The sequence below is a fragment of the Microbispora sitophila genome, from assembly GCF_014892245.1.
Lineage (GTDB): Bacteria > Actinomycetota > Actinomycetes > Streptosporangiales > Streptosporangiaceae > Microbispora > Microbispora siamensis.
The window spans coordinates 120,472-139,367 of record NZ_JADBGC010000019.1 but is presented as its reverse complement, the minus strand read 5'-3'; the positions used below and the strand labels follow the sequence as shown (position 1 = coordinate 139,367).

Genomic DNA, 18,896 nt, shown 5'->3' with positions numbered 1-18,896 from the left:
TGCTCGGCCTGTCCTGAGCCGCCGTCTGTCGCCGTGGTGTGGGGCCGCCGGGCTTTCGTCCCGGCGGCCCGACGTGTGTCACAGGGTCGTGGCGACGGCGAACGTGCAGACGGCGGCCGTGAGCATGAGCGCGTGCAGGATCATGTGCTCCAGATTGGGCCGTGGACGGTCGCCCCGGCGGGGGAGCACGATGACGGTCTTCGCGTAGGTGCGCGCGTGCAGCGCGGCCCAGGTCTCGCCCGTGCCCGCCGTCGCCCACGGCATGGTCACCCCGGCCAGGTACGGCAGCCACCACAGGGCGAGGCCGCCCAGGAGCGCGAGCAGTTCGAGGATCGCCCCGGCGTGGGCGAGGACGGGCGCCCCAGCCGCGGACGCCCAGACGAGCAGCAGGGCGGGAAGCGCCAGGATCGGCCCGTTCACGGCCACCTCGGTCAGCTTCTCCGACCTCTTCGCCTCCCGCACGTTGTTGAAGGGGAAGAGGTCGGCGAGCGTGGTGAGGATGAAGTAGGCGTCGGCGGCGACAATCAGGAGCAGTGCGGCGAGAAACACGGTCGGAGGTCCTCTCTGAGCGGGATCGGGGGATCACGCGCCGTGCCGCGCCTGGATTCCGTCCAGGAACGTCGAGACGGCGATGTCGAACCAGGCGTCGTAATAGGCGGCCGGTGCGGCCGGCGGCTCCGGCGTCTCGCCGAACTCGGCCAGGGCGAGACCGGTCACCAGGACGTACAGCGCCTGGACGAGGTGCAGCGCCTCGTCGTCGGTGAGGCGCAGCCCTTCGTGCATGGCCGACAGGACGAGGGGAACGGCCTCCTCGAACACCTCCGGCGACGCGTTCCGCACGGCGACGACGGACGCGGCCCCGGGGTGGGCCCGTAGGGCCTCGCGCAGGTTGCGCGCCATGCCGTTGAGCAGTTCCCGCCAGGGCCGGCCGGGAACGAATGCCTCGACCACCTGACGCGCGACGCGGTCCGCGACCAACTGGAGCAGGGCCGCCTTGTTCGGCACGTGGTAGTAGAGCGACGCCGCCTTCACCTCAAGGTGCGCGGCCAGCGTGCGCATCGAGAGCGCGGTGAAGCCCTCCCGATCCAGGACGTCGAAGGCGGCGCGGACGATCGCCTCGGTGTCGATGCGTGAGGCCGGACTCATGGGGTTCCTTTCTAACACCGTTAGAATGGCAACCTAACATCGTTAGAACGCGTCGGCAAGTGCGGAAATAAGTCGGTGGGGGAGGCTAGGGTCGTGACGTGGCATTGAGGGGACAGCGAACGGTGCCGGTGGAGCTGCTGCCGCGGCTCCGCCTGGCCCGGGACCGCATGGACCGCGATTACCAGAGCGAACTCGATCTCGACGGGCTCGCTGCCGTCGCCGGGGTCTCCAAGTTCTACTTCGTCCGCTGCTTCGAGGCGGCGTACGGCGAGACGCCGATGCGCTACCTCACCCGGCGGCGGCTGGAGCGCGCCCAGGACCTGCTGCGCTCCGCCAATCTGACCGTGACCGAGATCTGCATGGCCGTGGGGTTCAGCAGCCTGGGCTCGTTCTCGGCCAAGTTCCGGCGGATGGTGGGGGAGAGCCCGAGCGAGTACCGCGACCGGTGGGCGGCGCGCGGCGGCCCCCGCGTCCCCGGCTGCTACCTGTTCATGAACGGAGTGCTCGACCTGGGCGGCGCGCCGAAGCGGGACGACGATTGTGCAACTTTGGAGAAGCCCAGGTCAGAAGGGCAGAAGTAGCTTCTTTCGCATGATTGAGAACGTCTCCTTGATCACGCTCTACTGCAGGGATCAGGACGAGGCCCGCGACTTCTACGTGAACGTCCTCGGCTTCGTGTCCAACACCGACATCCAGATGGACGGGTTCCGCTGGGTCACCATCAACCACCCGAACCAGCCGGAACTCGAGATCACGCTCATGAAGCCGGGGCCGCCGCTCGACGACGAGGGCGCCGACTTCTACCGCAGGCAGCTCGACAAGGGCCAGGCGGGAGGCCTGGGACTGCGCGTGGACGACTGCCGCAAGACCTGCCAGGAGCTCACGGCCAAGGGCGTGACGATCCTGCAGGAGCCCGCGGATCGGCCGTACGGGGTGGAGGCGGTCATCCGCGACAACCAGGGCAACTGGCTTGTCCTGGTCGAGCCGAAGGAGTTCTCGCCGGAGGACTTCGCCTGACGCGACGTACGTACGAGGCCCGGTCCCCACCTGGGGGCCGGGCCTTGATCGTTCATGGCCGCATGGCCGGGATCGCGCCGGTACGGTGTGTCGCGATCAGCGTGCAGAGTCGGACGATTTGGAGGAATGCGGACATGCGCCATATAGTTAGCAAAGGTAATGAGTCATGCTAACGAACGCCCAGAACTTGCGCAGCGACGCCGCTCTCGCGTCCGCCTTGCGCGTGTCCCTCGCCCGGCTGACGCGACGGATGCGCAAACAGGCCGCGCACCACTCACTGACGCCCACTCAGCTCGCGACGCTCGTCGCCGTCGAGCGCCACACCGCGATGACCCCCGGCGAGCTCGCGGAGCACGAGAAGGTGCAGCCGCCCTCGATGACCCGCGTGATCGCCAAGCTGGAGGCCCGGGGTCTGCTGGAGCGCCAACCGCATCCGACCGACCGTCGTCAGGTGACGGTGAGCGTGACGCCGCAGGGAGCGGCGCTGCTCAAGGAGGAGCGCCGAACCAAGGAAGCCTGGCTGGCGCAGCGTCTCAAGGACCTGACGCCGGAGGAGAGGGCGACGCTGCGAGCGGCGGCGCCGATCCTGGAGAAGCTGTCCACGATGTAGGCGGCATGTTCCGCTCGCTGCGGAACTACAACTACCGCCTGTTCGCCTCCGGCGGCGTGATCTCCAACGTCGGCACGTGGATGCAGCGCACCGCCCAGGACTGGCTGGTCCTCGACCTCGCGCACGGCCGCGGCTCGGCGCTCGGCGTCACCGTGGCGCTGCAGTTCCTGCCGACGATGCTGTTCGGGATGTTCGGCGGGGTGATCGCGGACCGCTACCCCAAGCGCCGGATCCTCATGGTGGCCCAGACGCTCATGGGCCTGCTGGCGCTCACCATGGGCGTTCTGGTTCTCACGGGGACCGCCCAGGTCTGGCACGTGTACGCCATGGCGTTCACGCTCGGCCTGGTGTCCTGTGTCGAGGTGCCCACGCGGCAGTCGTTCGTGGTGGAGATGGTGGGCAGGCGGGACCTGCCGAACGCCATCGCGCTGAACAGCTCGACCTTCAACCTCGCCCGGGTCGTCGGTCCGGCGGTGGCCGGTCTGCTGATCTCGTGGATGGGCACCGGCCCGATCTTCGTGCTGAATGCCGCGTCGTTCGCCGCCGTGATCACCGGGCTCGCGCTCATGCGGGTGTCCGAGCTGCGCTCGCCCGAGCCCGTGCCGCGGGGCAAGGGTCAGTTGCGGGAGGGCCTGCGCTACGTCGGCGGCCGGCCCGACCTGCTGCTGCCGCTGCTGCTCGTGGCGTTCATGGCGATCTTCGCCCAGAGCTTCTCGACCAGCATCGCGCTGATGGCCAAGCAGGCGTTCGGCGCGGGCGCGTCCTCCTTCGGCGTGGCGTCCAGCGCCTTTGCCGTCGGGGCGTTCGGCGGGGCGCTGCTGGCCGCGCGCCGGGTCAAGCCGAGCCGCAGGTTCCTGATCGCCGGGGCGCTGTGCTTCGGGCTGTTCCAGGTCGTGGCCGGGCTCGCGCCCGCGTACGCGGCGTTCCTGCTGATGCTCGTCCCCGCGGGCATGGCGATGATCACGGTCAACACGACCGCGAACACGATGGTGCAACTCGGCGCCTCGCCCGAGATGCGCGGCCGGGTCATGGGGATCTACGTGCTGGTCTTCACCGGCGGAGCGCCGATCGGGGCGCCGCTGGTGGGCTGGCTCTCAGAACTGGCCGGTCCCCGGGTCTCGGTCGTGGCCGCCGGCGTGCTGAGCATGTGCGGCGTCTGCCTGGCGGTGCTGGTGACCCGGATGGTCGCCGCACGCGTGGCGCGCAGGGAAGAATCGGCACGTGAGCAGATTGTTCGTGGCGCTGCTGCCGCCGCCTGAGGCGCTGGCGGAGATCGCCACGGCGGTCGATCCCGTACGCGCCGAGTGGTCGGAGCTGCGCTGGGTCGATCCGGCGCTGTGGCACGTGACCGTGGCCTTCCTCGGCGAGGTGCCCGACGAGGTCCTGCCCGAGCTGCGCGTACGGCTGGCCCGCGCGGCCGCCCGATACTCCCCCGAGACGGTGTCGTTCGGCGGCGCCGGGGCCTTCCCCTCCGCCTCACGGGGACGCATCTTCTGGGTCGGCCTGGACGCAGGCCCGGCGCTGACGAGGCTCGCCGGGTCGGTGGCGGCCGGCGCCCGGCGGGCCGGGGCGGCGGAGACGGACCGCAAGCGGTTCCATCCCCACCTCACCCTGGCCCGCTCCAGGACCCGGTCACGCCACGGCGACGACCTGCGCCCCCTGGTCGGCGCCCTGAGCGCCTTCGGCGGGCGGCGCTGGGAGGTGTCGTCGGTGCACCTCGTACGCAGCCACATCGGGGCGAGCGTGCGCTACGAGCAGGTCGAGGCTTACCCATTGGCGGTCCGCGACTAGGCTCCATGACGTGGATCGTCCTCGACGCTGGCTGCTGCCCACGGTGCTCGCGCTGCTCGTGCTCATCGTGATCGTCGGCGCGCTCATCAACAGCGCCTGATCACCAGGCGTACTCCTCGGGGGCGGTCTTGAAGCCGGGGAAGATCTCGTCGAGACGGGCGAGCGCCTTGTCGTCCAGCTCGATCTCCAGTGCCCGGATCGTGCCGTCGAGCTGTTCGACCGTGCGGGGGCCGATGATCGGCGCGGTGACCGCCCGCTGGTGCAGCAGCCACGCCAGCCCCACGTTGGCCGGGTCCTCGCCGAGCTCGTCGCAGAACGCCTCGTACCGCTCGATCTTGTCGCGGTGCTTGTCGAGCTGGGCGACGATGTGGTCGGCCGCCGAGCGGCCCTTGTCGATCTTGCGGAGGATGCCGCCGAGCAGGCCGCCCGCCAGCGGGCTCCACGGGATCAGCCCGAGGCCGTAGTCCTCGCAGGCCGGGATGACTTCGAGCTCCGGTGCGCGGACGATCAGGTTGTAGTGGGACTGCTCGCTGACCAGACCGAGGGTGTTCCGGCGGCGGGCCGACTCCTGCGCCTTGGCGATGTGCCAGCCGGCGAAGTTCGACGAGCCGACGTACAGGATCTTGCCCTGCTGCTTGAGGATGTCCATGGCCTCCCAGAACTCGTCGAACGGGGTGTCCCGGTCGATGTGGTGGGCCTGGTAGACGTCGATGTAGTCGGTCTGCATCCGGCGCAGCGAGGCCTCCGCCGCCCGCCGGATGTTCAGCGCGGACAGCTTCTCCTCGTTCGGCCAGTCGCCCATCGAGCCGTACAGCTTGGTGGCGATGACCGTACGCTCACGACGGCCGCCGCCCTGGGCGAACCAGCGGCCGATGATGTTCTCGGTGATCCCCTCGCCCTTGACCCAGCCGTACACGTTGGCGGTGTCGAAGAAGTTGATCCCGAGCTCGTGGGCGCGATCCATGATCGCGAAGGAGTCCTCTTCCGTGGTCTGCGGACCGAAGTTCATGGTCCCCAGGCAGAGCTTGCTGACCAGCAGGCCGGTGCGGCCAAGGTGTCCGTATTCCATGCCCTCCACCCTAGGTACCTGGAGTGGACTCCAGGCGAGCCGTCGCTGCGCGATTCGCGCGGCGCCGGAAAGTCGCCGGACCGCCTCACCGGGCTCAGGCGTGGCCACCGACGGGGACAGGGCCGATGGTGAGCCGCGGCGTGCCCTCGGAGATCTGCCCGACCCTGTCGACCTGGTCGTCGAGGTCGCGGAGCTGGGCGGCGGTGAGCTCGCCGAGTGGTTCGACGGTGATGCTGATCTTGCGGCCGGACCTGTGCTGGTGCCACAGGCCCGCGACGACGCCGTCCACGAGGAGGATCTGGTAGTTGCCGGGCAGGACACGCTCGGCGGCGCGGCCCGGATAGAGCGACGCGGGCGGTTGGTTGCCGACGCGGTAGGCGTAGCCGTCGAAGTAGGGGAGGAGCCGCACACCCTGAGGCGGGTCCGCCGGCACATCGAGATCTCCGGCGGCGATCCAGGCGGATTCTCCTTCGACCTCGACCTCCTGCAGGGCCTCGCCCATCGAGCCGAACAGGTCCTTCGCCCATGTCGCCGGCACGCCCAGCCAGTGCGCGAACCGACGGGGCGTGGAGGGCCCGTACGCGTACAGGTAGCTCGTCACCAGCCAGGGCAGCGCCGTCCGCGCGTCGGCGGGTTCGAAACCCGGCAGCCACCGCCGCGGATTGGTGTAGGCGACCTTACGGCCCCTGTTGGGGGCGAAGCACAGCACGCCGCGCATCCCTGCCAGGGCCATGGCCTGGCGCCAGCGCGGCCACTTACCCTGGAACGCCTCCATCACCAGGTCGCCGGCCCAGGAGCCCGCACGTTCGACGACCGCCTCGGTGAGCTCGTCGATCGTCAGTTCGGCGTCGTCCAGTGCGGCGGCGACGGCCGCCACGACCTCCTCGGTCTGGTCGGTCGTGAGCCGGACGCCGGGCGGCTGGGTGTTCGGCGCGGCCGGGAGAGCCGACAGCGCGCCGACCCAGAGTGACAGATCCCGGGCCGCCATGAAGTGCACCGTCCCGCGCAGCCCGTAGGTCTTGACGAGGCTGCGCTCGCTCCAGAGCGCCTCACGTACGTCCAGGCGGGTGGCGCCGTCGATGCGCATCGCGACGGCCAGTTCGGCGGCCGACATGACCTGAGCGTGGGTGCTCGCCATCGCGGCCGCGATGTCGGCGGGCCTGGCGGTCTTCGACGGGGCGGTCAGCGCGTGCCGGCTCAGGCGCCGGGCGCGTACGTCGGACTCGGTGAGACGCGGCAGATCGTTCATCGTGGTGGCTCCTCCGGCTCGGTCGGCGGACCTTGCCGCGCTCCTCGATCGGCTTCGGTCGACCGCGATCCGCGGCCGACACCGTCGACGGTAGGGGCCATATAGGTCAGCTCATGACCTAGACGCGCGGGCGTGATGACGGCGCGAACGGCCCGGCAGCCAGCCGGCCGGACGGTGATCGCGTCAGATCTGGAAGTCCCAGGTGAGGCGGCCCTCGCTCAGGTCGCCGGCGAGGCCGCGCACGAACTCCAGTTCCGTGGCGACCTGGGCCCGCTGATACTCCGACTCCACGAGGAAGAGGCGGGGCACGAAGCTCAGGCTGTCGGCCATCTCGGCGTCGAGCGCGGACAGCCGTGCCTCCAACGCCGCGATCCGCTGCCGCAGCGCCGCCAGCGCCTCCTCCGGCGTCAGCACGGGCAGGAAGGCGAGCGCGGCGGGGAACTCGGGGAACTCCCTGGCCGGGGTGGACAGCATGGTTCGCATCCACTGCTTGAGCGTCTCCCGGCCCGTCTCGGTGGCCTCGTAGACGGTCCGCTCCGGCCGGTTCTCCTCGCGGGTGGTCTCGCGGACCGCCAGCAGTCCGTCGCGGACCAGGCGCTCGATCGTCTGGTAGACGCTGTTGCGCTGCGCGACGTTGACCACGTCGTCCTGGTGCCGCTCCTTGATCAGCTGCTGCATCCGATACGCGTGCATCGGCGACTCGCAGACCAGGGCGAGCACGGCCGTGGCCAGGGGAGAGCGCCGTGTCGACATGGCGCCCATCATAGAGGCCTTGCCAGCCAATAGTCATAATATGTATAGTCATGACATGACCAAGAAAGCCCTGATCATCGGCGGCGGGATCGCGGGTCCCGTGACGGCCATGGCGCTGCAGCGCGCCGGAATCGACACTGAGGTCTTCGAGGCCTACGACCGGGGTGCCGAGGGCGTCGGCGCCTTCCTCACGCTCGCGGTCAACGGGCTGGAGGCCCTGCGCCTGCTCGACCTGCACGACCTCGTCTGCGACCTCGGCATGGACACGCCGGTAATGGAGATCCGCAACGCGCGCGGCAAGCTGCTGGCGACCACGAGCCAGCCGAGCCGTACGCTCAGGCGCGCCGACCTCTACCAGGCGCTGCGCGACGAGGCCGTACGGCGGGGCGTGCGGATCCACTACGGCAAGCGGCTCGCCGACGCCTCGGCCACCTCGAACGGGGTGCGGGCGGTCTTCGCCGACGGCGGTGAGGCGGAGGGCGACCTGCTGGTGGGCGCCGACGGGCTGCGCTCGCGCACCCGTGCCCTCATCGACCCCGGCGCCCCCCGCGCTCGATATGTCGGGCTCCTGAACACCGGCGGCTTCGCCGAGGGAGTGCGGGTGCCGGGCAGGCCGGGGGTCTGCTACTTCATCTTCGGCAGGCGGTGCTTCTTCGGCTACATGATCCACCCCGAGGGGCAGGTGTGGTGGTTCGCCAACCCGCCGAGCCGCAGGGAGATGACCCCCGAGGAGCTCGCGGCGATCAGTCCCGAGCAGTGGCGGGCGAGGCTCATGGACCTGTTCGATGGCGACACGGGGCCGATGCGGGAGATCATCGCCGCGACTCCGCGCATCGTGCCGGCCTGGAACACCTACGACTTCCCGAGGGTGCCGAAGTGGTTCGGTGAGCGCATGGTCATCGTCGGGGACGCCGCCCACGCCACCTCGCCGTCGTCCGGACAGGGCGCGTCGATGGCGATCGAGGACGCCGTGGTGCTCGGCAAGTGCCTGCGCGACCTGCCGGACACCGCGGACGCCTTCGCCGCCTTCGAGCGGCTGCGCCGCGAGCGGGTCGAGCGCGTCGTCGCGCAGGGCAAGCGCAACGGGGACGGCAAGGCGCCGGGCGCCGGCGGGGCCTTCGTCCGCGACCTGATCCTTCCCGTGGTCATGCGGCAGGTGGAGAAGCGGAACGCGCTGGCCTGGATGTACGACCACCGGATCACCTGGGACGACCGCGTCCCGGCTTAATTGACCGATCGTTTCCGAATGGTCTAGGGTCGAGGTCATGGCGAGGACCAAGGAGTTCGACCCCGACGCCGTGCTGGAGCGGGCCCTGGACCTGTTCTGGCGGCGCGGCTACGAGGCCACGTCGATGGCCGACCTGGTCGAGCACCTCGGCATCGGCCGCGCCAGTCTCTATGCCACCTTCGGCGGCAAGCACGACCTCTACGTGAAGGCGCTGGAGCGGTACGTGCAGATCCGCGACCCGAACCCCATCGAGATACTGTCGCAGCCCGGTCCCGCCCTGCCGGCCGTACGGACCCTGATCGAGCGCTACACCGAGGACTCGATCCGCGACCGCGACCGGCGGGGCTGCATGATCGTGAACGCGGCGACCGAGCTCCTGCCGGACGACGAGCCGGTGGCCCGGCTCGTCGAGACCAGCTGGACGAGCTTGGAGACGGCGCTGACCACGGCGCTCATCCGCGCCCGCGCCCAGGGGGAGATCTCCGCCGAGGCCGACCCCCGGGCGCTGGCGCGGTTCGTGCTCGTCTTCATCCAGGGGCTGCGGGTGTTGGGGAAGGGCCACGGCGACCCCGCCCGCCTCCGCGACGCCGCCGCCCAGGCGCTCGCGGTCCTCCGCTGATCAGCACCTCATGGCGGGAGTGGGCTTTTTCATGTCCTTATTCTTGACCGTTCGTTCTAGTAAGAGGGGGGCGTTCGCCGTCCTGGGGAGCGCGCAGGTCACGCTCGTCACGGCGATCACTCTTCTCACCGTGCCGCTGCCGGCCATCCAGCGCGAGTTCGGCCTCGGACAGGGGGACCTGGCGCTGCTGACCTCGGCGTACGGGCTGACCTTCGGCGGGCTGCTGCTCCTCGGGGGCAGGCTCGCCGACCAGTGGGGCGCCCGGCAGGTGTTCCTCGCCGGGATGGCCCTGCTCGCGCTGGCTTCGGCGGCGGGCGGGCTGGCTCCTGACCACGCCGTCCTGCTCGCCGCGCGCTTCGCCCAGGGAGTGGGCGCCGCGATGGCCGCCCCCGCGGCCGTCTCACTGGTGACGCGGCTCCGCCCGGACGGACGGGAGCGCGAGCGCGCTCTGGCGGTGTGGGGCACCCTGTCGGTCACCGGGGCCGTCGCCGGCAGTCTGCTGTCCGGCCTCGTCGCCGCCGTGGCCTCGTGGCGCTGGTCGTTCCTCCTGCCCGCCGCCGTCGGCGTCGCGGCCGTGGCCACCGGGGCCTTCCTGCTGCCGCCCGTGCCTCGTACGGCGAACCGCCTCGACGTGCCCGGCGCGCTGCTCGCCACGGCCGGGCTGGTCGCGTTCGCCTACGGCCTGCTGGAGGGTGCGACGGCCGTCACCGCCGCCGGACTGCTGCTGACGGCCGGTTTCGTCGTCCTTCAGGCGAGGACGCCGCGGCCGCTGCTGCCGCTCAGGCTCGTGGCGCACCGCCGCAGAGGCGCCGCCCTGCTCGTCGTCTTCGTCACGGCGGCCGCCAGCGCGACGAGCACGTTCCTGCTCAGTCTCCACATGCAGCAGGTGCGCGGGCTGTCGCCGATCTCCACGAGCCTGGCCTTCCTGCCCCTCCTCCTGATCGTCGCCATGGGCCCGGTCAGCGGCCACCTGCTGCGCCGCTTCGGCGTGCGGCGCGTGCTGGTCACCGGGTTGCTGCTCGCGGCGGTGTCGATGCTGCTGCTCGGCCGTCTCGGGGCCGGGGGGCTCGTGCTCGCCGGGCTGCTGATCTTCCCGGTCGCCTCGGGACTGGCCTTCTCCGGCGCCACTGTGGCGGCCCTGGACGGCGTGCCCGCCGAGGACGCCGGGGCGGCCGGGGGACTGGTCAACACCGCCATGGAGGCGGGGCCGACGGTGGGCCTCGCCGTACTCGTGGCGCTCGCCGCGGCCCGCGCGGACCGCATACCGGCGGGCGGCGCCCGGGCCATGACGGAGGGCTACGGATTCGCCCTCACCGCCATGGCCCCGGTCTTCCTTCTCGCGGCGGCGACGGTCGCCGTCGCGTTCACCCCAACAAGGGAGCGATAGATGAGATTCACGGACAAGGTCGTGCTGGTCACCGGGGCGGGTTCCGGCGTCGGCCGGGCGGTCGCCCGCGGGTTCGCCAGGGAGGGCGCCACCGTGGTGGCGGCCGGGCGGGGATGGGAGCCGCTGGAGCAGACCGTCAAGCTGATCGAGGCAGAGGGAGGCCGAGCCGCCGCGCTCACGGTCGACGTGACCGACTCGGACGCCGTGGCCCGGCTCGTCCGGGAGATCGTCACCCGGTTCGGCCGCCTCGACGTCGCGGTCAACAACGCCGGGATCTTCGCGGGAGGGGCCGTCGTGGACATGCCGGAGGAGGACTGGGCACGTGTCCTCCAGGTCAACGCGACGGGCGTCTTCCTCGCCCTCAAGCACGAGATCGCCGCGATGCGCGCGCAGGGCTCCGGCGTGATCGTGAACATCGCCTCGAACATCGGGGCGCACATCCGGATTCCCGGGGTGGGCGCCTACGCCGCGTCCAAGGCCGCCGTGAGCGCCCTGACCCGCACGGCCGCGCTGGAGAACATCAGGGCAGGTGTGAGGATCAACGCGGTCAGCCCGGGTGCGCTGGACACGACGATGTCCCTGCGGCCCGGCGAGACCGAGGACGACCGGGCCGCCCGGATGCGGGAATCGCTGCCGATCGGCCGCGTCGGCGGCCTCGACGAGATCACCGGCACCGTGCTCTGGCTCGCCTCGAACGACGCCGGCTTCGCGGTGGGGCTCGACCTGGTGCTCGACGGCGGCGCCTCAGCCTGACCTCTCCGCCGGGGCGGCGGTCGCGCGGGCGTAGCGGGCGGTGAGGGCGCGCAGGTGGTCGACCAGTTCCGGTGGGCCGGTGACCTCGAAGTCGAGGTCGAGCAGGCCGAGGTGGACGGCGAGCGAGTTCAGGGTGTCGGCGCCGGTGGCCAGCACGCACGTATGGCCGTCGACGTCCTCCACGATGCCGATGGCGGGGGTGATCCGCGCCGCGACCACCTCGGCGGGGGCGTGGACGAGCACCCGGGCGCGGTGCCGCCAGGCCGCCGCCGACACGCCCCGGGCGACGTACGCCGCCGCTCCGCCCTCCGGCGGGTCGCGGGGCGGGAATCGCGGACCGGTGGGAGTGCGCGGCGCGATCCGGTCCACCCGGAACGTGCGCCAGTCGTCGCGGTCGACGTCCCAGGCCACGAGATACCACCGGCGGCCCCAGGACACGAGCCGGTACGGCTCGGCCACCCGGACGCCGGATGAACCGTCGTGGCCGCGGTAGTCGAACCGCAGCCGTTCGCGGTCGCGACAGGCCGCCGCCAGCACGCTCAGCACGGCCGGGTCCACCGCCGGACCCGGCCGGTCGGGCGGCACCGGCTCGGTGTACGCCTGCAGGGCGCCGACGCGGCGGCGCAGGCGTGACGGCAGCACCTGTTCGAGCTTGGCGGCGGCGCGCCCGGCCGCCTCCTCGACGCCCGCCACGCCGCCGGCGGCCCGCAGCCCGATCGCCACGGCCACCGCCTCCTCGTCGTCGAGGAGCAGGGGTGGCATCGCCGCCCCGGCGACCAGCCGGTAGCCGCCGTCCGTGCCGCGGGTGGACTCCACCGGATAGCCGAGATCGCGCAGCCGGTCGACGTCGCGGCGCACCGTCCGCTCGCTCACGCCGAGCCGATCGGCCAGGACCGCGCCGGGCCAGTCGCGTCTGGCCTGGAGCAACGACAGCAGGCGCAGCAGCCGCGCCGAGGTTTCCAGCATGTTCTCAGTCTGGCGGCACTTCAGGACAGTACCTGTCCGGAAGGGTCCGTAATGTCGGCGCCATGAGCGAGAACACGCAGATCACGCCGGAGATCAAGCAGCAGATCAGGCCTTTCCGCATCGACGTCCCGCAGGCCGACCTCGACGACCTGAAGGACCGGCTCGGCCGGACCCGCTGGCCCGACGAGATCCCGGGCTCCGGGTGGGAGTACGGTGTGCCGGTCGCGTACGTGAAGCGGCTGGCCGAGTACTGGCGGGACGGATACGACTGGCGCGCCCACGAGGCCGAGATCAACCGGTATCCGCAGTTCATCACCGAGATCGACGGGCAGGACATCCACTTCCTGCACGTGCGGTCGCCGCATGAGGACGCCCTTCCGCTGATCCTCACCCACGGCTGGCCGGGCTCGATCGTGGAATACCTCAAGGTCATCGAACCGCTGACGAACCCGGAGGATCCGGAGCAGGCGTTCCACCTGGTGATCCCGTCGCTGCCCGGCTTCGGCTTCTCCGGCCCGACGAGGGAGCGGGGCTGGAACCGGTTCCGTACGGCCCGGGCGTGGGCGGAGCTCATGCGGAGGCTCGGCTACGGCCGGTACGGCGCGGTGGGCAACGACGGCGGCTCGTTCGTCTCGCCCGAGGTGGGCCGGGTGGACCCCGAGCACGTCGTCGGCGTCCACGTCACGCAGATCTTCTCCTTCCCCTCCGGCGACCCGGCGGAGATGACGAACCTCACCGACGAGGAGCGGAAGGGGCTGGAGGTGCTGCAGTGGTTCTACGAGAACAAGATGTCGTTCAACATGGTCCACTCGCAGCAGCCGCAGACGCTGTCGTACGGGATCTTCGACTCGCCGGCCGGGCTGCTGGGCTGGAACGCCCAGTTGTTCGGTGAGGACGTCGACGACGACTTCATCCTGACCAACACGATGCTCTACTGGGCGACCGGCACCGCCACGTCGGCGACGCGGTTCTACTACGAGGACGCGCACGCCGAGCATCCCAAGGAGCCGACGACGGTCCCGCTCGGCCTGGCGATGTTCGAGGGTGACTTCGTGTCGATGCGCACCTTCGCCGAGCGTGATCACAAGAACATCGTCCATTGGCGGTCCTACGACTCGGGCGGCCACTATGCCGCCCATCTGCGGCCGGACGTGCTCGCCGCCGACCTGCGCGACTTCTACGCCGCCCTGCGGTGACAGGCCGGGCGCATACCCGCCCCTGACCGATTCCGGGACGACCGGGGCATGTCGCCCGCCGCGCGCGGGGCGGGCATCGGGAATGATGGCCGCATGGGGAGCACAACGGGGCGGACGCGGACGAGCAGGATTCCGCGGGCCGTCCTGGCTCTCCTCGCGGTCGCGGGCGCGGTGCTCCCGGCGACGGCGGCGCGGGCGGACGACGGGGAGCGGCCGCTGTTCCGGATCCGGGACGAGCGCATCAGCGAGTCGAGCGGCCTCGCGGTCTCGCCCACGCACAAGGACATCGTCTACACGCACAACGACAGCGGCCACGGACCGCAGATCTACGCGATCGGCCCGGACGGCCGTACGCGGGCGACCTTCACGATCGGCAACGCCGAGGCCAGGGACTGGGAGGGCATCGCGGCCTCCACCGACCCCGCGACCGGGCGCGGCGTGCTGTGGATCGCCGACATCGGGGACAACATGGACGGCGCCTGGCCGGACGTGTCCGTCTACAAGGTCGTCGAGCCCAGGACGATGGAGGACGCGACGCTGCGGGCCGTCCGGTATCGCTTCCGCTACGCCGACGGCCCCCGCAACGCCGAGGGGGTCATGGTCGATCCCCGTACGGGCCGGCTGTACATCGTCAGCAAGGAGTTCTCCGGGGGCGTCTACGCCGCCCCCGCGAAGCTGCGCACCGACAAGGTGAACGTCCTGCGCCGGGTGGGGCCCGCGCCCCTCATGGCGACCGACGCGGCGTACGCCCCCGACGGGTCGAGCTTCGTCATCCGTACGTACTTCTCCGCGTCCGTCTACCGCTCGCCCGGCAAGCTGATCGCACACGTCACGATGCCGCCGCTCAACCAGGCCGAGTCGATCGCGTACACGCGGGACGGCACGGCCCTGCTCACCGGGAGCGAGGGGAAGGACAGTCCGGTCTACCGGGTATCGCTGCCCGCCGCCGCCCGGCCGGCTCCGTCGCCCAGCCCGGCCCGGACCTCCGCCCGGCCGCGCGCGGTCAGGGCGTCGAGCGGGGCGGCCGCCGGGGACGGCCTGCCTGCCGTGCCGATGCCGGTGTTATGGGTGACGGTCGCTCTCGGGGCGATCGGGATCATCGCGTTCATCGCCTACCGCACGGGTCGCTGAGGTGATGGCCCGCTGAGGCGGGCGCGTCACATGTCGGGCCCGAGCGGGGCCGGGGTCGCGACGTCCGGGCCCGTCCCGGGGGCCGGCTCCTTCAGCTCCACGAAGACGGAGTGGGTCGGGGTGTCGCCGATGTTCTCCCCGGCGTGCTCCTGGGCGCCGAGCCAGCGCGCCTGCCCGGCCTCGAGCGCGAGGTCCACCTGGCGGCCCTCGGTGGTCAGCCTCCGCCTGAAGGAGGTCAGGGTGATCATCACGCTGTCGGGATGGACGTGAGGGGAGGTCTTGTCACCGGGACGGTCCTTGTACTCCAGGACCCGGACCCGCTCGTTCTCGAAGATCACCCGGTAGAGGCCGGGATCGGTCAGGACGGGATCGTGGCTCACGGCCGCCTCCAAAGCTCCTTCGTGGGACTCCAGTCCCATATGGGATGACGGTACCATGATGGGCATGGCGGTTCCATATGAAGAGACCGGCCGTACCCGGCAGAAGGCCCGGACCCGGCAGGCCCTCGTCGACGCCACCCGGCGCCTGCTGGCCCAGGGGGCCGATCCCACCGTGGAGGAAGTGGCGGCCGCCGCGGGAATCTCCCGGACGACCGCCTACCGTTACTTCCCCAACCAACGTCTGCTGCTGAGCGCGGCCCACCCGGAGACCGACCGGTCCTCGCTGCTCCCCGACGACCCGCCGGACGACCCGGGGGAGCGGCTGGAACTCGTGATGGAGGCCTTCACCCGGCTCACCCTCGAGTGGGAGCCGCAACTGCGGGCCTCGCTGCGGTTGTCCCTGGAACCGGGAGCCGGTCAGCCGATGCTGCGCGGCGGGCGGGCCATCGGCTGGATCGAGGACGCGCTCGCCCCGCTGCGGCGGACTCATCCGGGCCTCGACGTCCGCCGTCTGGCTGTCGCGATACGGTCCGCGACCGGCATCGAGTCGCTGGTCTGGCTCACCGACATCGCCGGCCTCGGCCGCGGGGAGGCGGTCCGGACAATGCGCGGCTCGGCGCGGGCGCTCCTCGCGTCGGCGCTCGCCGACCACGCCGCAGGGACGGGGCATGCGAAGGGCCGGGCCGCCGATCCTGACGGCGCCCGGCCCGGAGATCGCCGCGAGAGTCAGCCCCGCGCGTAGACGCGGTGGACGAACTCCGCGAGCTTGCTGTCGGGCAGCTCCTTGGCCAGATCGGCCTCGGTGATCATCCCGACGATCCGGTGGTTGTCGATCACCGGCATGCGCTTGATCTGGTGCTCCTCCATCTTCGTCAGGGCTTCCTCGACGTTGGCGTTGGCATCCACCCAGACCAGGCCGCGGGCCAGTTCGCTCGCCGTGGTCTGGTCGAGGTCCTTGCCCTCGGCCACGCACTTGATCACGATGTCGCGATCGGTGATGATGCCCTTGAGCCGGTCGTCGTCCCCGCAGATGGGAAGGGCCCCGACGCTCATGTCCCGCATCATCTCCGCGGCCCTGCGCAGGCTCTCGTGCTCGCCGATGCATTCCGCGCCCTCGTGCATGACCTGACCGGCGGTCTTGCTTACTCCCTCTGTGGTCATGGCTAACCCCCGATTCCCTCTTTTAGACTGTTATGCCCCATATGTCCGGAAATAAGAGCGGGTTCACAGCCGAGGTAGGAAGTGCTCGCCGCGCAGGGCTCGTTCCACGAGCGCGATCGACTCGGCCAGCCGTACGAGCCGGGGGCCCTCCTGGCGGTAGGCGTCCAGGACCGCCTCGATCGCGTGCGGGGGCAGGTGCTCCTTCAGGTCCACCGCCGCTCCCCGGTATCCCTCCCTGGCCGCCTGGATCGAGGCCGCCACCTGCTGGCGGGCCATCCGGGCGAGCGCGAGCGGATGGCGGCGCAGCACGCCGTACGCGCGGTAGTCCGGGGGCACCGTGTCGAGCAGCCACGACACGGCCGAGACCTCCCAGTCGGGGCTGCCAGGAGGGCGCACCTCCGGTGGCCAGCCGGGTGGCACGTACACGCCGCCATCGTACCGAACACAAGTTCGATCACCGTGGAGCGGCTCCGGCTGCGACAATGTCCGGCATGCTGTCGACAACCGCACCAACATGAGGATCGGGATCGTCGGCGCCGGGATCCTCGGTCTGGCCGTGGCCCGGCAGATGGCGCGGGCGGGCGCCGAGGTGACCGTGCTGGAGAAGGAGCCCCGGATCGCCGCCCACCAGACCGGGCACAACAGCGGGGTCGTGCACGCCGGGATCTACTACCAGCCCGGCTCGCTGAAGGCGACCCTCTGCCGGGAGGGCGCCGCCATGCTGCGCGAGTACTGCGCCGAGCACGGCCTGCCGTACGACGAGGCGGGCAAGCTCGTCGTGGCCTCCACCCGGGGCGAACTGGCCGGGCTGCGCCGGATCGCCGAGCGGGCCAGGGAGAACGGCGTGCCCGGCATCGCCGAGCTCGACGCGATCGGCCTGCGGGAGGTGGAACCGCACGCGGTCGGGGTCGCCGCCGTCCACTCGCCGCACACCGCGATCACCGACTTCTCCGCGGTCGCGCGCCGCTTCGCCGCCGACGTGGCCGAGGCCGGCGGGTCCGTACGGCTCTCGCGTCCCGTACGCGCGATCAGGCAGACCACCGACGGCGTGGCGGTGGCGGCCGGGCCGGAGAGGCTCACCTTCGACCGGCTGATCTCCTGCGCCGGCCTCGGCACCGACGGCGTGGCGGACCTGGCGAGAGCGGGCGGCGACGTGCGGATCGTCCCCTTCCGGGGTGAGTACTACCGGCTCGCCGGTCCGGCGCGCGGCCTGGTGAAAGGTCTTATCTATCCCGTGCCCGACCCCCGCTACCCCTTCCTCGGCGTCCACCTGACCCGCAGGATCGACGGGGAGGTCCTGGTCGGGCCCAACGCCGTGCCGGCGCTCGCCCTGGAGGGCTACTCCTGGCGGTCGGCGTCGCTGCGCGACCTGCGGCGGATCGTCGCCTGGCCGGGCGCCCGGCGCATGGCGGCCGAGCACTGGCGCACCGGCCTCCGCGAGGTGTACGGCTCGCTGGCCAAGCGGGCCTTCGTGTCCGCCGCCCGGCGGTACGTGCCCGAGCTGGCCCCGGCCGACCTCGTACGCGCCGGAGGTGGCGTGCGGGCCCAGGCCGTGGCGCGGGACGGCAGGCTGCTCGACGACTTCGTCATCGACGTGCGCGGGCGGATCGTGCTGGTGCGAAACGCGCCCTCGCCCGCGGCGACGAGCAGCCTGGCGATCGCGCGGCACATCGCTTTAACGGTTCCCTTAACTTCCTAGGTCTAGAGTGCTGCCGCCATGGTCGCTGAATCTCCCGAAGCCCGGCTGCTGATCGTCGAGGACGAGCCGAACATCCTCGAACTGCTCGCGGCCAGCCTCCGGTATGCCGGATTCGAGGTCCACACCGCATCCAACGGCGGCGAGGCGGTCGCCGCGGCGCAGCGGCATCGACCGGACCTGATCGTGCTCGACGTCATGCTGCCGGACATGGACGGGTTCGACATCGTGCGCAGGTTGCGCGGCGGCGGAACCCACACCCCTGTGGTCTTCCTCACCGCGCGGGACGCCACCGAGGACAAGATCCGGGGCCTGACGCTCGGCGGCGACGACTACGTGACCAAGCCCTTCAGCCTCGAGGAGGTCATCGCCCGGATCCGGGCCGTGCTGCGCCGCACCGCCGGAGACCCGATGATCGCTCCGCCGCGGCTGACCTTCGCCGACATCGAACTGGACGAGGAGTCCCACGAGGTCTGGCGCGGCGGCCGGGCCGTGCCCCTGTCGCCGACGGAGTTCAAGCTGCTGCGTTACTTCATGTGCAACGCCGGCCGGGTGCTGTCCAAGGCCCAGATCCTCGATCACGTGTGGGACTACGACTTCCGCGGCGACGCCGGGATCGTCGAGTCGTACGTGTCGGTGTTGCGCCGCAAGCTCGACAACGCCCATTCCCGGCATCACCCCCGGCTCATCCACACGCTGCGCGGCGTCGGCTACGTCATGCGGACACCACCCAGCGGCGCCTGA

At 71.2% G+C, this 18,896-nt stretch carries 23 protein-coding genes; 14 read left to right on the top strand and 9 right to left on the bottom strand.

Annotated features, from left to right (window positions below; genetic code table 11):
• Nucleotides 1-78: 78 nt before the first annotated feature.
• Together IL992_RS31190 and IL992_RS31185 are read right to left on the bottom strand one after the other, a co-directional pair.
• Entirely contained in the window at nucleotides 79-549 is a 471-nt protein-coding gene (locus tag IL992_RS31190) for a hypothetical protein (RefSeq protein ID WP_193206922.1), read from the bottom strand.
• Between the two features lie 33 nt (nucleotides 550-582).
• Nucleotides 583-1,146 carry a TetR/AcrR family transcriptional regulator gene (locus IL992_RS31185; protein WP_193206921.1) on the bottom strand — a complete coding sequence of 188 codons (564 nt, stop codon included), beginning with the start codon at nucleotides 1,144-1,146 and terminating at the stop codon, nucleotides 583-585.
• Between the two features lie 98 nt (nucleotides 1,147-1,244).
• Here IL992_RS31185 and IL992_RS31180 point away from each other — a divergent pair, with 98 nt between their 5' ends.
• From IL992_RS31180 to thpR, 5 genes are all read left to right on the top strand, one after another.
• Nucleotides 1,245-1,727 carry a helix-turn-helix transcriptional regulator gene (locus tag IL992_RS31180; protein WP_319018950.1) on the top strand — a complete coding sequence of 161 codons (483 nt, stop codon included), beginning with the start codon at nucleotides 1,245-1,247 and terminating at the stop codon, nucleotides 1,725-1,727.
• A gap of 10 nt (nucleotides 1,728-1,737) precedes the next feature.
• Nucleotides 1,738-2,163: a VOC family protein gene (locus tag IL992_RS31175; RefSeq protein WP_193206920.1), complete on the top strand. Its 426-nt coding sequence runs from the start codon at nucleotides 1,738-1,740 to the stop codon at nucleotides 2,161-2,163.
• A 166-nt stretch (nucleotides 2,164-2,329) separates the two neighbouring features.
• Nucleotides 2,330-2,773, top strand: a complete 444-nt coding sequence (locus tag IL992_RS31170; protein WP_079319365.1) for a MarR family winged helix-turn-helix transcriptional regulator — start codon at nucleotides 2,330-2,332, stop codon at nucleotides 2,771-2,773.
• A gap of 5 nt (nucleotides 2,774-2,778) precedes the next feature.
• On the top strand, nucleotides 2,779-4,032 hold the full coding sequence (locus tag IL992_RS31165; protein ID WP_193206919.1) for an MFS transporter: 1,254 nt from the start codon (nucleotides 2,779-2,781) through the stop codon (nucleotides 4,030-4,032).
• Nucleotides 3,995-4,564, top strand: a complete 570-nt coding sequence (gene thpR / locus IL992_RS31160; protein ID WP_193206918.1) for an RNA 2',3'-cyclic phosphodiesterase — start codon at nucleotides 3,995-3,997, stop codon at nucleotides 4,562-4,564. Before IL992_RS31165 ends, thpR begins: the two co-directional genes overlap by 38 nt.
• Nucleotides 4,565-4,664: 100 nt before the next feature.
• On the opposite strand, the gene IL992_RS31155 is transcribed toward thpR, so the two are convergent.
• From IL992_RS31155 to IL992_RS31145, 3 genes are all read right to left on the bottom strand, one after another.
• Nucleotides 4,665-5,633: an aldo/keto reductase gene (locus IL992_RS31155; protein ID WP_193206917.1), complete on the bottom strand. Its 969-nt coding sequence runs from the start codon at nucleotides 5,631-5,633 to the stop codon at nucleotides 4,665-4,667.
• A 94-nt stretch (nucleotides 5,634-5,727) separates the two neighbouring features.
• Nucleotides 5,728-6,882: a winged helix DNA-binding domain-containing protein gene (locus IL992_RS31150; protein WP_193206916.1), complete on the bottom strand. Its 1,155-nt coding sequence runs from the start codon at nucleotides 6,880-6,882 to the stop codon at nucleotides 5,728-5,730.
• 183 nt (nucleotides 6,883-7,065) lie between these two features.
• A complete protein-coding gene (locus IL992_RS31145) occupies nucleotides 7,066-7,635 on the bottom strand; it encodes a PadR family transcriptional regulator (RefSeq protein WP_226874088.1) in 570 nt (189 codons plus the stop codon).
• Nucleotides 7,636-7,690: 55 nt separating this feature from the next.
• Here IL992_RS31145 and IL992_RS31140 point away from each other — a divergent pair, with 55 nt between their 5' ends.
• Genes IL992_RS31140 through IL992_RS31125 form a run of 4 tightly spaced genes read left to right on the top strand, consistent with a single transcriptional unit; the run spans nucleotide 7,691 to nucleotide 11,622 of the window.
• A complete protein-coding gene (locus IL992_RS31140) occupies nucleotides 7,691-8,863 on the top strand; it encodes an FAD-dependent monooxygenase (protein ID WP_193206915.1) in 1,173 nt (390 codons plus the stop codon).
• Between the two features lie 37 nt (nucleotides 8,864-8,900).
• The gene (locus tag IL992_RS31135) at nucleotides 8,901-9,482 is read left to right on the top strand and encodes a TetR/AcrR family transcriptional regulator (RefSeq protein ID WP_193206914.1); all 582 of its coding nucleotides are present in this window, start codon (nucleotides 8,901-8,903) and stop codon (nucleotides 9,480-9,482) included.
• Nucleotides 9,483-9,513: 31 nt separating this feature from the next.
• Entirely contained in the window at nucleotides 9,514-10,869 is a 1,356-nt protein-coding gene (locus IL992_RS31130) for an MFS transporter (protein ID WP_193206913.1), read from the top strand.
• Nucleotides 10,870-11,622, top strand: coding sequence for an SDR family NAD(P)-dependent oxidoreductase (locus tag IL992_RS31125; protein WP_193206912.1), 753 nt, complete (start codon nucleotides 10,870-10,872; stop codon nucleotides 11,620-11,622).
• On the opposite strand, the gene IL992_RS31120 is transcribed toward IL992_RS31125, so the two are convergent.
• Nucleotides 11,614-12,588, bottom strand: a complete 975-nt coding sequence (locus IL992_RS31120; RefSeq protein ID WP_193206911.1) for a helix-turn-helix transcriptional regulator — start codon at nucleotides 12,586-12,588, stop codon at nucleotides 11,614-11,616. The genes IL992_RS31125 and IL992_RS31120 overlap by 9 nt on opposite strands.
• A 62-nt stretch (nucleotides 12,589-12,650) precedes the next feature.
• Between IL992_RS31120 and IL992_RS31115 the strand changes: the two genes are divergently transcribed.
• Complete coding sequence (locus IL992_RS31115; protein ID WP_193206910.1) at nucleotides 12,651-13,784, top strand: epoxide hydrolase family protein; 1,134 nt, start codon at nucleotides 12,651-12,653, stop codon at nucleotides 13,782-13,784.
• A 93-nt stretch (nucleotides 13,785-13,877) separates the two neighbouring features.
• Nucleotides 13,878-14,915: a hypothetical protein gene (locus tag IL992_RS31110; protein WP_193206909.1), complete on the top strand. Its 1,038-nt coding sequence runs from the start codon at nucleotides 13,878-13,880 to the stop codon at nucleotides 14,913-14,915.
• A 26-nt stretch (nucleotides 14,916-14,941) separates the two neighbouring features.
• Here IL992_RS31110 and IL992_RS31105 read toward each other — a convergent pair whose 3' ends face one another.
• Entirely contained in the window at nucleotides 14,942-15,295 is a 354-nt protein-coding gene (locus IL992_RS31105) for a cupin domain-containing protein (RefSeq protein WP_226874087.1), read from the bottom strand.
• Between the two features lie 64 nt (nucleotides 15,296-15,359).
• On the opposite strand from IL992_RS31105, the gene IL992_RS31100 reads away from it, so the two are divergent.
• Entirely contained in the window at nucleotides 15,360-16,037 is a 678-nt protein-coding gene (locus tag IL992_RS31100) for a TetR/AcrR family transcriptional regulator (protein WP_193206907.1), read from the top strand.
• Here the strand turns inward: IL992_RS31100 and IL992_RS31095 are convergent.
• Nucleotides 16,022-16,456 (bottom strand): CBS domain-containing protein, encoded by a 435-nt coding sequence (locus IL992_RS31095; RefSeq protein ID WP_193206906.1) that lies wholly within the window; start codon nucleotides 16,454-16,456, stop codon nucleotides 16,022-16,024. The genes IL992_RS31100 and IL992_RS31095 overlap by 16 nt on opposite strands.
• A gap of 63 nt (nucleotides 16,457-16,519) precedes the next feature.
• A complete protein-coding gene (locus tag IL992_RS31090; protein ID WP_193206905.1) occupies nucleotides 16,520-16,882 on the bottom strand; it encodes a hypothetical protein in 363 nt (120 codons plus the stop codon).
• Between the two features lie 88 nt (nucleotides 16,883-16,970).
• Between IL992_RS31090 and lhgO the strand changes: the two genes are divergently transcribed.
• Together lhgO and IL992_RS31080 are read left to right on the top strand one after the other, a co-directional pair.
• Entirely contained in the window at nucleotides 16,971-18,155 is a 1,185-nt protein-coding gene (lhgO, locus tag IL992_RS31085) for an L-2-hydroxyglutarate oxidase (RefSeq protein ID WP_193206904.1), read from the top strand.
• Between the two features lie 18 nt (nucleotides 18,156-18,173).
• Entirely contained in the window at nucleotides 18,174-18,896 is a 723-nt protein-coding gene (locus IL992_RS31080; protein ID WP_193206903.1) for a response regulator transcription factor, read from the top strand.

Coding starts and splice junctions, on each gene's coding strand:
- IL992_RS31185 (WP_193206921.1), bottom strand. CDS start 1,146: ATGAGTCCGGCCTCACGCATCGACACCGAGGCGATCGTCCGCGCCGCC.
- IL992_RS31175 (WP_193206920.1), top strand. CDS start 1,738: ATGATTGAGAACGTCTCCTTGATCACGCTCTACTGCAGGGATCAGGAC.
- IL992_RS31170 (WP_079319365.1), top strand. CDS start 2,330: ATGCTAACGAACGCCCAGAACTTGCGCAGCGACGCCGCTCTCGCGTCC.
- IL992_RS31165 (WP_193206919.1), top strand. CDS start 2,779: ATGTTCCGCTCGCTGCGGAACTACAACTACCGCCTGTTCGCCTCCGGC.
- IL992_RS31155 (WP_193206917.1), bottom strand. CDS start 5,633: ATGGAATACGGACACCTTGGCCGCACCGGCCTGCTGGTCAGCAAGCTC.
- IL992_RS31150 (WP_193206916.1), bottom strand. CDS start 6,882: ATGAACGATCTGCCGCGTCTCACCGAGTCCGACGTACGCGCCCGGCGC.
- IL992_RS31145 (WP_226874088.1), bottom strand. CDS start 7,635: ATGTCGACACGGCGCTCTCCCCTGGCCACGGCCGTGCTCGCCCTGGTC.
- IL992_RS31140 (WP_193206915.1), top strand. CDS start 7,691: ATGACCAAGAAAGCCCTGATCATCGGCGGCGGGATCGCGGGTCCCGTG.
- IL992_RS31135 (WP_193206914.1), top strand. CDS start 8,901: ATGGCGAGGACCAAGGAGTTCGACCCCGACGCCGTGCTGGAGCGGGCC.
- IL992_RS31130 (WP_193206913.1), top strand. CDS start 9,514: ATGTCCTTATTCTTGACCGTTCGTTCTAGTAAGAGGGGGGCGTTCGCC.
- IL992_RS31125 (WP_193206912.1), top strand. CDS start 10,870: ATGAGATTCACGGACAAGGTCGTGCTGGTCACCGGGGCGGGTTCCGGC.
- IL992_RS31120 (WP_193206911.1), bottom strand. CDS start 12,588: ATGCTGGAAACCTCGGCGCGGCTGCTGCGCCTGCTGTCGTTGCTCCAG.
- IL992_RS31115 (WP_193206910.1), top strand. CDS start 12,651: ATGAGCGAGAACACGCAGATCACGCCGGAGATCAAGCAGCAGATCAGG.
- IL992_RS31110 (WP_193206909.1), top strand. CDS start 13,878: ATGGGGAGCACAACGGGGCGGACGCGGACGAGCAGGATTCCGCGGGCC.
- IL992_RS31100 (WP_193206907.1), top strand. CDS start 15,360: ATGGCGGTTCCATATGAAGAGACCGGCCGTACCCGGCAGAAGGCCCGG.
- IL992_RS31095 (WP_193206906.1), bottom strand. CDS start 16,456: ATGACCACAGAGGGAGTAAGCAAGACCGCCGGTCAGGTCATGCACGAG.
- lhgO (WP_193206904.1), top strand. CDS start 16,971: ATGAGGATCGGGATCGTCGGCGCCGGGATCCTCGGTCTGGCCGTGGCC.
- IL992_RS31080 (WP_193206903.1), top strand. CDS start 18,174: ATGGTCGCTGAATCTCCCGAAGCCCGGCTGCTGATCGTCGAGGACGAG.